Raw genomic sequence first — 13,177 nt, forward strand, 5'->3', positions numbered from 1 at the left:
GCGACTCTTGGGAACTCTTGGTTCAAGTTTGAAACAAACCTACACTGGGAGCATGACGACCCGCTGGCTCACCCCTGAGGAGCAGCGCGCCTGGCGCGCGTACGTCGCCGGATACCTCCTCCTGGAGGACGCGATCGACCGGCAGCTCCAGCAGGAGGCCGGCATGCCCCACCTGTACTACTCGATCCTCGCCCACCTCTCCGAGGCGCCGCAGCGGCGGCTGCGCATGACCTGTCTGGCGGAGAAGCTGAAGATCACGCGGAGCAGGCTGACGTACGCGGTGGCGCGGTTGGAGAAGGACGGTCTGGTGCGGCGCGAGGAGTGCCCCCGGGACAAGCGCGGGAGCGTCGCGGCCCTCACGCAGGAGGGCATGGCGGTGCTGGAGCGGACGGCGCCGGGCCACGTCGACACGGTGCGCGCCTCCCTCTTCGACCGGCTCACGCCGGAGCAGGTGGGGCAACTGGAGGAGATCTTCACTCAGGTGGCGAAGGGACTCCAGGAGGGCGGCGGCGAGGCCGTGCCCGAGGACCTGCCGTGGCGGCGGCGCTCGTCGCCCTGTACCGACGGCCGCTGAGCCGCCCCCCGCCCCCCGCCCCCCGGACCCATTGCTTCAACTTTCAAGCATGAGGTAGGGTCCCGATCACCCAACTGCTTCAAACCTGAAGCAGATGTACGGCGGGCACGGCGGGGAACCGCGCGCTGCCCCGCGCACCGCCCGCGCCCCGCCCCCGCCCCCCTGACCCGGAGAACCCGCATGCCCGACACCCCCGCCGCCACCCCGCGTGCCCGCGTCCGGGTACCGCTGCGCTTCCACGACGGCTTCGCGGTCGACGCCGACCTGGTCACCTTCCACGGTCTGACCGACGGCCGGGAACACGTGGCCGTCGTCCTCGGCGAGCCCGGCCCCCGCCCGCTCGTTCGGCTGCACTCCGAGTGCCTGACCGGCGACGTCCTCGGCTCGGCCCGCTGCGACTGCGGCCCCCAGCTGCGCGAGGCGGTCGAACGCATAGCCGAGCGGGGAGGCGTCCTGCTCTACCTCCGCCAGGAGGGCCGCGGCATCGGCCTGTACAACAAGCTCGACGCCTACGCCCTCCAGGACCAGGGCCTGGACACCTACGAGGCGAACGCCGCGCTGGGCCTGCCGGAGGACGCCCGGGACTACACGGCCGCCGCCCAGATGCTGCGGGCCCTGGACATCACGGCCCTCGACCTGCTGTCCAACAACCCCGACAAGGCGGGCCAGTTGCGCGCGCTGGGCATCGACGTGCACGACCGCGTGCCGACGGGCGTCTTCACCACCCCGCACAACGTCCGCTACCTGCGCGCGAAGGTGCTCCAGACGCAGCACACACTGCCGCTGGCGGACCTCACGGGACGCGGCGTCGGCTGAGGCGCGCCCGCCTCACGTCGCCGTACGCCCTCGGCCCCCGTGCGCCCGTCCTCACCGGCGAGCGAAGGGCCCGTCGAGCGCGGCCCACTGGAGCAGCATGATCGTCTTGGCGTCGGCGACGGCGCCGGTGCGGATCAGGTCGAGCGCCTCGCCGAAGGGCAGCTCCACGACGGTGATGTCCTCGCCCTCCTCGGCCACCCCGGCGGTGTCCGCGCCGGGCGTCGACCCGTCGTAGGGCGCGGCGAAGAAACTCAGGCGTTCGGTGACGGAGCCGGGGCTCATGTAGGCGTCGAAGACGTGCTCGACCTCGTGGACGGTCCGCCCGGTCTCCTCCTGCGCCTCCCGGCGGATCGCCTCCCGCGGCTCGTCGCCGTCCAGCAGCCCGGCCGCGGTCTCCAGCAGCATGCCGTCGGGGTGCCCGTTGACGTAGGCGGGCAGCCGGAACTGACGGGTCAGCAGGACCGTACGGCGTTCGGGGTCGTAGAGCAGGATCGTCGCGCCGTCGCCCCGGTCGTAGGTCTCGCGCCGCTCCCGGCTCCAGTGGCCGTCGCCGTGCCGGTAGTCGAAGGTGGTGCGGCGCAGCACCGACCAGTCGCAGGCGAGGACCTCGACGTCGAGGACGCGGACGCGGGGATTGCCGGTCAGGTCGCGGCCGTGGCGGTCGAGTCCGGTACGGCCGCGGGGGTCGGGGACGTCGATGCCCGGACGGGCGGGGTTCCCGTTCCCGGCGCTCATCGGCCGGCCTCCGCCGGTACGCCGGTGAGGTCGGCGATCTCCGTGTAGATCTCCTTGCCCTGCGCGCGGGCCCGGGCCACCATCCGGTCGGCGCCCTCGGAGGGGCCGCCGATGCGCAGGACGGCGTCGCAGCGGTCGAGGAGGCGTTCGGCGACGGGGTGGAACAGCTCCGCGAAGAGCGGGTCGTCGGGGCCGGTGCTGCCCGCCGTCTCCAGGAGCGGCAGCGCGAGCGCCTCACCGGTGACGGGCAGGTGCCCGGCGCGGTGGAGGGCGAGGGCGGCCTCGTTCATGGCCCGTACGTTCGCGGCGAGTTTGGCGGGGTCGTCGCCGGTGCCCGAGCGGTACGGGCCGGCGACGAGGATCATCAGGGATGTCAACGGGACCTCCTTCGGAGGGCTGGGGGTCTTCGAGGGCTCACACGAGCAGCGTCTCGACGCCCGCCTCCCGCAGGGCGTCCAGGGTCTGCGGGCCGCCGGGGTGGGTGGCGGGGTCGGCCGCGGCGGCGTCGGTGACGAAGGTGTGCACGGCGTCGAGCGGGGCGACCTGGCTGAACGCGCGGACGCCCAGCTTGGTCGCGTCGGCCACGGCGACCGTGCGGCCGGCCTGGCCGAGCCCCGCCTGCTTCACGGCCGCGTCGTCCAGGGAGAACTCGGACCAGCCGTGTGCGGCGTGCACCCCGCCGATGGACATCACGAACACGTCGAACGCCAGCGACTCCAGCGTGCGCAGCGCCAGCGGCCCCACGAAGGACCGCTCCCCCGGCCGTGACCGCCCGCCGACGACCAGCAGCTCGATCCCCGGCCGGTCGGCGAGCCGCACGGCGGCCTGCACGCTGAGCACGGCGACCGTCAACGGCCCACGCGCGGCGAGGTGTTCGGCGACGTGCACGGTGGTGGTCCCGGCGTCGAGCAGCACCCGCGCGCCCGGCTCCACCAGCCCGGCGACGGCCGCCCCGAGCCGGTCCTTGGTGGCGGTCTGCCACCCGGCCCGCGCCTCGAACCCGCCCCCCTCCTCCCGCGCCCGATCGGCAACGGCCCCGCCGTGCACCCTGCGCACGAGCCCCTGCTTCTCCAGCGCGTCGAGATCCCGGCGCACGGTCATCTCGGACACCCCGAGCCGCTGCGCGAGCTCGGCGACGGAGACGCGGCCTTCGGCACCCTGGACGAGGCGGAGGGTCAGGTCGAGACGGTTGGCTACACCCATGCGGGTATTTCTACCATGAGAGTGTGCGAATGAACATTCACCTGTTCAGGTCGTGCCTCATGGCCGACGGTCCTCGCCGTCCGGCACCGGGAGGCGCATCCCCCGGGACTCCGCGACCCGCAGGGCGTCGACCAGGCACTCGGCGAGCCGGAGACCGGCGTACCGCACCTCGGTGTACGGCGAGCGCGGGTCGTCCAGCACCCTGCGCGCGAGGCCGAGCACATCGGCACCCATGGCGAGCTGCGTGGCCTCCATCTCGTCGGCGAGGCGGGACACATATCCGCCACCGCCGCCTGCGACCAGGTAGCAGGGCTTGCCGTCGGGGGACTGCCAGGGCAGCAGGCGGGGCGCGGTGGAGGCGGTCGCGGGGCCGGTCGTGTGCTCCATCACGCGGCCACCTCCTGTGCGCCGATCAGATGCCGGTCGAGGTCGGCAGCGGCGAGGAAGGGCCGTACGAGAGCGGAGTCGGCGCCGTCGAGGCGGGTGACGAGTCCGTAGGGGGAGCGGTGGCGGGGGAGGCGCGGGGGCGGGGGTGCGGGAAGGGCTACGGCGGCGGGGTGAGGCCGAGGGGAGAACCGGCCGCGAGCCCGGCGCCGTTCGCCCGCCCCAGGGGCGAAGAGAAGACGCAGCCCTTCGAGGGCGCGGCGGATAAGGTCGTGCATGTCGACGCTCCTTGTTCAGCGTTGGCCGTGCCCCGGGAGGTCTGGCCACCTCGCCGGGGTCTTCTGCGTCTCCGACGTTACACAGGGATGCAGCCCTCTACATACAAGTACAGAGGGATCCACACGATCGTGCACGTCACTACCGCTCTACGTTGGACACATGAGCGATACGGAAAAGCGGAAGGCCGCGCTGGACCCCATGAGCGCGAGGCCGCTCTACGTCCAGTTGGCCGACGTCATCGCCGAGAAGATCGCGTCCGGGCAGTTGGCCCCGGACAGGCCCATCCCTTCGGAGAACCACCTCGCCGACGAGTACGGCGTGGCCCGGCTCACGGCACGGCGAGCTGCACAGGAACTGCGCGAGCGCGGGCTGATCGTCACCGTGCGCGGCAAAGGGTCCTTCGTCGTCGAGCAGCCGCCCGGCGAGGGCGAACCGAACAACTGAAGGCGCCGAAACGACCGCGCCCCCAGCTCAAGTACTCCTGAGCTGGGGGCGTTCCGGTAGGCCCTGTGGGACTCGAACCCACAACCAATGGATTAAAAGTCCACTGCTCTGCCAATTGAGCTAAGGGCCCAGGCGATGTTGCCACCCTGAGCATAGCCGGAGGAGGCCGTGTCTCCGATCGGGTATCGGGGACACGGCCCTGCCGGAGGCGGAGAAAGGTCACGGATCCGTCGTTTCGGCCACCGGCCGCGCTCCTGCGGCCTCGCCAGAGACCTCACCGGCGGTCGCGTCGGTGGCCGTGCCGGCGGGGGCGGGCCGCAGGAACCAGTGCCGGGCGGAGACGATCCACCAGGCGGCGGCGAAGCCCAGGACGACGAGGACGGCCACGGGGGCGTAGTTGAAGGTCTCCCAGGTGACCGGGGAGACCTGGGGCAGCATGAACAGGACGGTGATGACGGCCACCCAGGTCACCGACACCACCCCCACGGCCCGCGACCACCGGCCGAGGTGCCAGGGCCCCCGGTCGAAGGCGTCGCCCTTGCGCAGCCGCAGCAGCGTGGGGATGACGTAGGCGATGTAGAGGCCGATCACGGCGATCGAGGTGACCGCCGCGTACGCCGTGACGTTGATCAGGTACGGCAGGCCGAGGAGCAGGGCGCCGCCGGCCGCCAGCCAGACCGCCGCGACGGGCGTGCGGGAGACGGGGTCGACGGTGCGCCAGACCCGGGAGAAGGGCAGGGCGCCGTCGCGGGAGAAGGCGTAGATCATGCGGCTGTTGGCCGTCACGGAGGCCATGCCGCAGAAGAGCTGCGCGCCGATCACGACGAGCAGCAGCAGTTTGCCCGCGGTCGCGCCGAGCGCGTCGAGGAGGATCTGGGCGGGCGGGGCGCCGGTCGGGGAGGTGAGGGCGCCCTCGTAGGACTGGATGGCGAAGGTGAAGCCGAGGAGGAGGACGAAGCCGGCGATCCACGACGTCCAGATGGACCGGACGATGCCCTTCGGGCCGGCCGTGGACGCGTCGCGGGTCTCCTCCGTCATGTGGGCGGAGGCGTCGTAGCCGGTGAAGGTGTACTGGGCCATGAGGAGGCCGAGCAGGACGACGTACGCCCCGCTGCCCCAGCCCGTGTGGTTGACGAACTCGCCGAAGACGAAGGACGCCGGCCGGTGCCGGTCGGGGACGACGGCGAGCGCGCCGACGATGACCGCCACGCCGATCACGTGCCACCACACGCTCACGCTGTTCAGCAGGGCGACGATGCGCACGCCGAAGGTGTTGAGCAGACCGTGCAGCACCAGGATGCCCGCGAAGAGCAGGATCGTCCGACCGGGCGTCACCTCGAAGCCGAACTGGAGGTTCAGGTAGGCGCCGAGGAAGGAGGCGGCCCCGAAGTCGATGCCGGCCGTCACGGCCACCTGGCCGAGCACGTTGAACCAGCCCGTGAACCAGGCCCAGGCCGCGGCCGTGCGCGCCGGAGCCAGGCGGTGGGCCCAGAAGTACAGGCCGGCCGAGGTCGGGTACGCCGAGCAGATCTCGGCCATCGACATCCCGACGAAGAGGGTCATCAGGCCGACGGCGATCCAGCCCCAGGTGATCACCGCCGGGCCGCCGGTGTTCATGCCGAACAGGTACAGCGTCAGGCAGCCGGACAGGACGGAGATGATCGTGAACGAGACCGCGTAGTTGGAGAACGCCGACATGCGGCGGGCGAGGACCTGCGTGTAACCGAGCTGGGCCAGCCGTTCCTCGTCGGACGGCCCGCCCGCTCTGGCGTCATCTGTCATGCCCCCAGCAATTCCCTCACCGGGGGCGTGACACACGCCACAACGTGACTAGAAAAGGCCCTTGTAGTTCTGCCACCCGGCGCCGATCTTCGTCCGCGCCCCGAACGTGCCGGTACCGGTGCCGTCGAGCCGGTACAACCCGCCCGCCGTGTCCCGCACGACGAGGTCGGCCTTTCCGTCGCCGGTGATGTCACCGGCCCCGACGACCGCGTTGTACGAGGCGCCCCAGTTCGCGAACAGCTTCCCCCGCGCGCCGAAGGTCCCCTTGCCGGTCCCGATGTACCGGTACAGGTTGTTCGCCTTGTCCTGGGCGATCAGGTCCCCGACGCCGTCCCCGTTGAGGTCACCGACGCCGACGATCTTCTTGTACGTCCTCCAGTCGTCGTACAGCTTCACGGGTGCGGCCAGCTTGCCGGCGGCCGTGCCCTTGTACAGGTAGACCCTGCCCGTCGACGGGTTGCGCGCGATCAGGTCGGGCAGGCCGTCCTTGGTCACGTCGCCCGGCGAGGTGATCACGTCGAACTGGTTCCAGCCGCTGGTGCCCAGCGTGGTGTACGGCGACGTGGGCCGCACCGCGCCGCCGCAGCCGGTCCGGTACAGCCGCAGTGCGCCGCTGCTCAGCCGGACGAGGACGTCGTTGCAGCGGTCGCCGCTCAGGTCGCCGATGGGCACCGCCTTGATGCCGCTCGGCCAGCCACCGCCGCTGACCTGGCCGGAGAACGTGCCCCGGCCCGTGCCCTGCTGGTAGGTCAGCGTGCCCGCGTACGGCATGGTCAGCAGGTCGCCCACGCCGTCCGGCTTCGCCCCCGCGCCCACGTAGTCGTGGAACACGGCGGCGCCGCCCACCAAGCGGACCGTGCCCCGCACCTGGAGCGGGGCGCCGGCCCCGTCCGTGGGCGTCACCGTCAGCGTCCAGTCGTACGAGCCGTTGGGGAGGAGCTTGCCGGTCGCGTCGCGGCCGTCCCAGCCGACGTTCAGCGCACCGCGCACGGCCCCGCCGTCCGTGCCGTCGACGCGCTTGCCCGTCGCCCCGCCGCGGACCTCCAGCGCCCAGCCGGCGGCCGGCTTGGACAGCAGGACGGACGTGAGGAGGCCGCCGGGGGAGACCTGGGCCTGGCTCTGAGCGGCCTCCAGCAGCCGCAGGGGCTGCTGCGGCACACCCGAGGGCACCAGGTGCACCCGCTCCTGGTCGTCGACGTAGGCCGCGTTGGCCCCGGACTCGTCGACGGTCCAGCGCACGTCGCGCTGCGAGACCCCGGTGTCGGGCAGATCGCCGATGACCCGGCCGGCGGCCGTACCGTCCGTGACGGTGGTGAGCGTGAGCTTCCCGGCCTGCCGGTCGTGCGTCACGACGTACCCGTCACCGAGCTTCGCCTCGCCCGCCGGCACCTCGACGGACCTCTTCGCCGTACGGTCGTAGACACCGGCCCGTCCGTCGCAGGTCCAGTACAGCCAACGGCCCAGCGCCTGGAGGTCGGTGGGGGTGCAGCCCGCGTCGGTGGTGAGGGTCCCGGTGGTGTTCTTCGCGCTCAGGTCGTACGCCGTGACGCTGCCCGGAGTCGTGCCCGGGGTCCACAGCGTGTCGCCGTCGAGGGCGGCGGGGCCCGGGGCGCGGGTGAGGACCGGGCCGCTGGTGACGGGACTGGTGAGGCGGTGGACGGACTGCTGGGTGGCGGTCGTGTGGATCACGTAGCGGCCGGAGACGTCCGTGATCCGCCCGCCCGCGGGCACGCTCCGTTCCTTGGCCAGATAGCCCGGCCCCCAGTTCCTGAGCTGGTCCCTGCCCGTCGCCGCGTCGTGGTCCAGCCAGACGAGCTGCCCGTCGGCCGCACCCCGGATCGGAGCGCAGGCGATGTCGTCGACGGCGCAGTTGCCCACGGCGCCGGCGCCCAGGAAGGTGGAGGACGGGCCGAAGGCGGGGGTGCCGGCCGGGGCGACCGTGCGCAGCCGCGTGGTCCGTATCCCACCGCCCGCGACGCTGCTCTGCTGGTCCGCCACCACCAGCAGGCCGTGGTCCAGCGACAGGCCCTGAATCTTCAGCGGCGGCTTGGGCAGCGCCTTCACCTGCGTGACGACCGGGCTGCCGTCCGGGCCAGGCTGGATGCGCTGGACGCCCCAGTCGTCGGTGGCCGCGGGAGTGCGGCCGACGGCGACGGCGGTGCCGTCGGACACGGCGGAGCTGCCGACATTCGACGCCGCCAGCAGGGTGACCTCGGGTCCGCCCGCGAGGGGCTGCGCGTACACCGCCGTACCGGAACCGGCCCGGTGCACCAGCCAGTCGCCGACCACGGCGAGGTCCCGCGCCGGGTCCACCCCGCCGCCCGTCAGGGTGACCTCGGCCGGAGCGGCCGACAGGTCGGCGCGGTCGAAGACCAGCACGGTCGCCTCGTCCAGGTCGAACAGCACCACGTGATCGCCGGTGACCTGTGCCTTGAGGTAGACCTCGGACCGCACCGGGGTCGAGTCCGTGACCTGCCCGGTCGTGCGGTCGACCATGACCGACCGGTACCCCTGCGCACCCGACCCGGCCTGGAACAGCAGCCCGTCGGCGTCCCCGCCCACCGGCGCCCCGAGGACCACGCCCTCGGGCACCCCGCCCACCGTCACGTCGCGCGTGCCGCCGTCGTCCGCCGGGGACAGCAGGTGCGTCTCCCGCCAGGTGCTCCCGCTCTCGTCCTCGACCGTGCGGTAGGCGACGACCAGGTCGCTGTAGACGGCGAGCCGTGACAGCTCGTCGGGCACCTGGACGCTGCGGGTGGTCCCGTCGGCCGCGTTCCACAGGTCGACCCGGCCCTCGTCGTCGTAGGTGTACGCCAGGACGTCGCCGCCGGTCACGCTGTAGCTGGAGTAGCCCTCCGGGTGGACGACCTTCACGGACCTGCCGTCCGAGTAGCGCGTCCACACCAGCCCGGAGCCCTCCAGGCTGTGGAACACGCCCTGGGCGCCCGCACCGTCGCGGCCGGAGTACGACGACGCGCCGTAGAGCGCGCCGGAGGTGTACGTGTCGCGCAGCGCCGCCGGCACCACCGTCTCCTGCGCCTCGTCCGCCACGGCGGTGGACGGCAGCGACGGAACCAGGCCGGCCGCCAGCACGGCGGAGGCGGCGACGAGACACAGACGTACGGAGCCATGACGGGCCACGAGAGTCCCTCCCCGGGAACACGGAGACGGGTCTGGGCGCCGCTACGGCGCCTCCGGCCCCCCGGCCTTCACATCCGTCTCACAAGTCTGCTGATCTTACAGTCGTTTCACAGCTTCGGGGCAGGGGAGAATCGCGCCGTCGGAAACGCCGTGGCCCCCACCGAAGAGTCGGTGGGGGCCACGGCGTTCACTCACACGGGCCTGCGCGGTCAGCCGTTGCGCTTCCAGCGCGGCTTGTCCTCGCGGCGACCGAAGGAACCGCCGCCGCGGTGGTCGTCACGACGGCCGTTGGGGCGGTCGTGGCCGGCAGCACGGAAGCCGGGGCGGTCGTCACGGCGGTCACGGTTGAACGGACGGTCGCTGCCCCGGTGCCCGCCGCGCTCGTCACGGCCGCGGAAGCCACCGCGGTCGTCACGGCGCTCGAAGGAACGGCCACCGCGGTCGTCGCGGTTGAAGCCGCGCTCACGGTCCCGGTCCCGGTCGAACGGACGACGGTCGTCACGGCGCTCGAAGCCACGGCCGCCGCGGTCGTCACGGCGCTCGAACGAACGGCCACCGCGGTCGTCGCGGTTGAAGCCGCGCTCACGGTCCCGGTCCCGGTCGAACGGACGACGGTCGTCACGGCGCTCGAAGCTCCGGCCGCCCCGGTCGTCACGGTCCCGGCCGAAACCACGGTCACGGTCGCGGTCACGGTTGAAGCCACCGCGGTCACCGCGGTCACCGCGGTCGTCCCGACGGAACCCGCCCCGGTCGTCACGGCGCTCGAAGGAACGCTCGCGGTCCCGCTCGAAGGGCCGCCGCTCCCGCCGCTCGTACGACGACGAAGCCGCCGCCCGCTCCTCACGGCCGCCCCGGTCGCTCCGGTCGATGTCCCGCGCGGCCGGCTGCTCCGGCACGGAGACCTCGGCCACCGGCGACGCCTCGACGGCCTCCACGGCAGCCGCCTGCGCCTCGGCCACCGCGGCCTCGGGGTCCTCGCCCCGCTCACGGGCGACCCGGGCGACCAGCCGGTCGGCCTCCTCCCGCAGCTCGCCCGCACGGCGCTGCGCACGCTCCAGCTGCTTGGTGAGCTGGGCGACCTCACGCTCGGCCTGCTGCGCGGCGTTGCCCGCCGACTCGGCCTGGACCTCGGTCATCGACCGGGCGCCGGTGATCTCGGCGACCTCCGGGTCGAAGGCCGCACCGCCCTGGATGATGTGCCGCCCGGCGTCGACGCCGGCGTCCTCCATCAGGCGGAAGATCTGGCGGCGCTGGTGCGGCAGGGACAGGGAGACGACCGTGCCCGTGCGCCCGGCGCGCGCCGTACGGCCGGCGCGGTGCAGGTAGTCCTTGTGGTCACCGGCCGGGTCCACGTTCAGGACCAGGTCGATGCCGTCGACGTGGATGCCGCGCGCGGCGACGTCCGTCGCGACCAGGACGTTGACGTAACCGTCCTTGAAGTCGGCCAGGGTGCGGGTGCGCGCGCCCTGGGTCATGCCGCCGTGCAGCGCGTCCGCCTTCACGCCCGAGTCGCGCAGCTGCTCGGCGACCCGGTCGGCGCCCAGCTGGGTGCGGACGAAGATGATCGTGCGGCCCTTGCGGGAGGCGATCGCGGCCGTGACCGGCGCCTTGTCCTTCGGCTTCACGATGAGGATGTGGTGCGACATCGTCGTGACGGCGCCCTGGGCGGCGTCGACCTCGTGGCTGACCGGGTCCTTCAGGTACCGGTCGACGAGGGTCTTGATCTCGTTCTCCATCGTCGCGGAGAACAGCATCCGCTGGCCGCCCGCCGGAACCTGGTCCAGCAGCTCCGTCACCTCGGGCAGGAAGCCCAGGTCGGACATCTGGTCGGCCTCGTCGAGGACGGCGATCCGCACGTCCTCCAGGGAGCAGGCGCCCCGGTTGATGATGTCGCGCAGACGGCCGGGGGTGGCGACCAGGATGTCGACGCCGCGCTCCAGGGCGTAGATCTGGTTGCCCATCGACGTACCGCCGCAGACGACCTTCATCCGCAGGCCGAGGACGTCACCGTAGGGCTGGAGCGCGTCGGCGACCTGCATCGCCAGTTCGCGCGTCGGGGTCAGGATGACCGCGCGCGGCTTGTGCTTCTCGGTGCGGCCGCCGGCCAGCGTGGCCAGGGTCGGCAGTCCGAAGGAGAGGGTCTTGCCGGAGCCGGTGCGGCCACGGCCGAGGATGTCCTTGCCGGCCAGGGCGTCCGGGATGGTCGCCGCCTGGATCGGGAAGGGGGTGGTCACGCCGTTCTGCGCGAGCTTGCGCACGACGCCCTCGGGCAGACCCAGGTCCGCGAAGGTCACCTGGGGCGCCTCGTCGGCGTCGGCCTCGACGACGTCGGCGGCCTCGACGGCCTCGACGGCCTCGACGGTCGAGACGGCCTGGGCGGTCTCGACGGCCTCCGCGGCCTCGTCGTTCTCGGGCACGACGGCGTGATCAACAGGGGAAATGGACATGCGTATGCGAAACCTTCCGGAGTCTCGTCGGCACGCGCCCGTCAACTCCGTGTTCGCAATACGACCGCCTCAATGCGGTCAGCCACGGCAAGGGAGAGTACGCGCCACACGGCGCGCTCTGCGGTGGCGCCGGGCAAATGGGATCAAACGATCTACCACCATACGCACCCACCACCCCCGAAGGCAAACCGAACCCCGTAGACGTAGGTCACACGCAGCCCTGGAACACAGCCCGTGAACGCAGCCCGTGAACGCAGCCCGGAACACGGCCCGCACCAGCCCCGGAAAAGGCTCCGAGCCCAAGCCACCGCCGACCACCCGCCCCCTACACCGGCGCCCCCGCCTCCGGTGCCGGCTCCCGTTCCACCAGCTGTGGCAACGGCTCCTCGTGGGCCGACGACGACGGTTCCGCGACCGTCGGCTCGGGCGCCGGCGACGGCGGGGGCGGTGGCGGCTCGGGCGACGACGGCGGCTCCGGATCGGCCGACCGCGAGGGCGTGGGCTGCTCCTTCGACGGCTCCGGCTCCCCCGGCTTCTCGCTGCGGCCCGGCCGCGCCCCCGGCGAGGCCGCGGCGCTCGCGCCGGGCGACGCGGAGGAGGCCGAGGGAGCCGCCGATCCGTCCGGCCCGCCCTTCCCGCCGCCTTTGCCGTGCTCGCGCCGGCCGTCACCGCCGGCCGCGCCGAACCCGTGGCCGCCGACCGGCCCGGCGGGCCCGCCGCCCGCCGCCTCACCGCCCCGGTGCCCCGCCGAACGCGACGGCTCGGCCCGGGTCCCCTCCCCGTCCCCCACGCTCATGCAACCGGCGGCCGCGGCGACGGCCATGACCGTGGCGGCCAGTCGAACGGGTACGTACAAGGGGCGCACGGGCCACCTCCGGAAGCAGAAACAGGAGTCGACCTCCCCAACTCCCGCCGCCCACAGGAGGACACGCGTCCCGCACGCCGACGGCTCAGCCGTACCCCAGCGCGTGCAGCCGGGCGTCGTCGATCCCGAAGTGGTGCGCGATCTCGTGCACGACGGTCACCTCCGTCTCCTCGACGACCTCCTCGCGCGTCTCGCACATCCTGAGCGTGGGCCCCCGGTAGATCGTGATCCGGTCGGGCAGCACACCCGCGTACCACTCGCCGCGATCCGTCAGCGGAGTCCCCTCGTAGAGCCCGAGCAGCTCGGGATCGTCCGCCGGCGGCTCGTCCTCCACGAACACGGCGACGTTGTCCATCAGCCGTGTCAGCTCCGGCGGGATCCGGTCCAGCGCCTCGGCGACCAGTTCCTCGAACTCCTCGCGCGTCATCTCCAGCACAGGCTCATTCTCCGGCACGACACCGCCGTACGAGCCACACGAACGGCCCGCATATCCGGGCGCGCACTTGG

General features: G+C 72.8%; 13 protein-coding genes and 1 tRNA gene. 3 read left to right on the top strand and 11 right to left on the bottom strand.

Annotated features, from left to right (window positions below; all coding sequences use genetic code 11):
- The first annotated feature begins 52 nt into the window (after nucleotides 1-52).
- On the top strand, nucleotides 53-574 hold the full coding sequence (locus ACFYWQ_RS23555) for a MarR family winged helix-turn-helix transcriptional regulator (protein ID WP_389518846.1): 522 nt from the start codon (nucleotides 53-55) through the stop codon (nucleotides 572-574).
- A gap of 180 nt (nucleotides 575-754) precedes the next feature.
- Nucleotides 755-1,390 (top strand): GTP cyclohydrolase II, encoded by a 636-nt coding sequence (gene ribA / locus ACFYWQ_RS23560; protein WP_389518847.1) that lies wholly within the window; start codon nucleotides 755-757, stop codon nucleotides 1,388-1,390.
- 51 nt (nucleotides 1,391-1,441) lie between these two features.
- Here the strand turns inward: ribA and ACFYWQ_RS23565 are convergent, their stop codons facing one another.
- The 5 genes from ACFYWQ_RS23565 to ACFYWQ_RS23585 are packed head-to-tail and all read right to left on the bottom strand — an operon-like array spanning nucleotide 1,442 to nucleotide 3,990.
- On the bottom strand, nucleotides 1,442-2,125 hold the full coding sequence (locus ACFYWQ_RS23565; RefSeq protein WP_389518848.1) for an NUDIX domain-containing protein: 684 nt from the start codon (nucleotides 2,123-2,125) through the stop codon (nucleotides 1,442-1,444).
- Nucleotides 2,122-2,490, bottom strand: a complete 369-nt coding sequence (locus ACFYWQ_RS23570; protein WP_389519376.1) for a DUF4406 domain-containing protein — start codon at nucleotides 2,488-2,490, stop codon at nucleotides 2,122-2,124. Before ACFYWQ_RS23570 ends, ACFYWQ_RS23565 begins: the two co-directional genes overlap by 4 nt.
- Nucleotides 2,491-2,539: 49 nt before the next feature.
- The gene (locus ACFYWQ_RS23575) at nucleotides 2,540-3,328 is read right to left on the bottom strand and encodes a DeoR/GlpR family DNA-binding transcription regulator (protein WP_389518849.1); all 789 of its coding nucleotides are present in this window, start codon (nucleotides 3,326-3,328) and stop codon (nucleotides 2,540-2,542) included.
- A gap of 57 nt (nucleotides 3,329-3,385) precedes the next feature.
- Complete coding sequence (locus ACFYWQ_RS23580) at nucleotides 3,386-3,715, bottom strand: hypothetical protein (protein ID WP_389518850.1); 330 nt, start codon at nucleotides 3,713-3,715, stop codon at nucleotides 3,386-3,388.
- Entirely contained in the window at nucleotides 3,715-3,990 is a 276-nt protein-coding gene (locus ACFYWQ_RS23585) for a hypothetical protein (RefSeq protein ID WP_389518851.1), read from the bottom strand. Before ACFYWQ_RS23585 ends, ACFYWQ_RS23580 begins: the two co-directional genes overlap by 1 nt.
- A 160-nt stretch (nucleotides 3,991-4,150) precedes the next feature.
- Here ACFYWQ_RS23585 and ACFYWQ_RS23590 point away from each other — a divergent pair, with 160 nt between their 5' ends.
- The gene (locus ACFYWQ_RS23590; protein WP_389518852.1) at nucleotides 4,151-4,435 is read left to right on the top strand and encodes a GntR family transcriptional regulator; all 285 of its coding nucleotides are present in this window, start codon (nucleotides 4,151-4,153) and stop codon (nucleotides 4,433-4,435) included.
- A gap of 57 nt (nucleotides 4,436-4,492) precedes the next feature.
- On the opposite strand, the gene ACFYWQ_RS23595 is transcribed toward ACFYWQ_RS23590, so the two are convergent.
- From ACFYWQ_RS23595 to ACFYWQ_RS23620, 6 genes are all read right to left on the bottom strand, one after another.
- Nucleotides 4,493-4,565, bottom strand: a tRNA-Lys gene (locus ACFYWQ_RS23595).
- Between the two features lie 89 nt (nucleotides 4,566-4,654).
- The gene (locus tag ACFYWQ_RS23600) at nucleotides 4,655-6,217 is read right to left on the bottom strand and encodes an amino acid permease (RefSeq protein WP_389518853.1); all 1,563 of its coding nucleotides are present in this window, start codon (nucleotides 6,215-6,217) and stop codon (nucleotides 4,655-4,657) included.
- A 48-nt stretch (nucleotides 6,218-6,265) separates the two neighbouring features.
- Nucleotides 6,266-9,358 carry an FG-GAP-like repeat-containing protein gene (locus ACFYWQ_RS23605; RefSeq protein ID WP_389518854.1) on the bottom strand — a complete coding sequence of 1,031 codons (3,093 nt, stop codon included), beginning with the start codon at nucleotides 9,356-9,358 and terminating at the stop codon, nucleotides 6,266-6,268.
- Between the two features lie 209 nt (nucleotides 9,359-9,567).
- Nucleotides 9,568-11,805, bottom strand: coding sequence for a DEAD/DEAH box helicase (locus ACFYWQ_RS23610; protein ID WP_389518855.1), 2,238 nt, complete (start codon nucleotides 11,803-11,805; stop codon nucleotides 9,568-9,570).
- 325 nt (nucleotides 11,806-12,130) lie between these two features.
- Nucleotides 12,131-12,670 carry a hypothetical protein gene (locus tag ACFYWQ_RS23615; RefSeq protein ID WP_389518856.1) on the bottom strand — a complete coding sequence of 180 codons (540 nt, stop codon included), beginning with the start codon at nucleotides 12,668-12,670 and terminating at the stop codon, nucleotides 12,131-12,133.
- Between the two features lie 85 nt (nucleotides 12,671-12,755).
- The gene (locus ACFYWQ_RS23620) at nucleotides 12,756-13,106 is read right to left on the bottom strand and encodes a metallopeptidase family protein (protein ID WP_003999986.1); all 351 of its coding nucleotides are present in this window, start codon (nucleotides 13,104-13,106) and stop codon (nucleotides 12,756-12,758) included.
- Between the last annotated feature and the right edge of the window lie 71 nt (nucleotides 13,107-13,177).

The sequence above is a fragment of the Streptomyces sp. NPDC003247 genome (assembly GCF_042888135.1).
Taxonomy (GTDB): Bacteria; Actinomycetota; Actinomycetes; order Streptomycetales; family Streptomycetaceae; genus Streptomyces.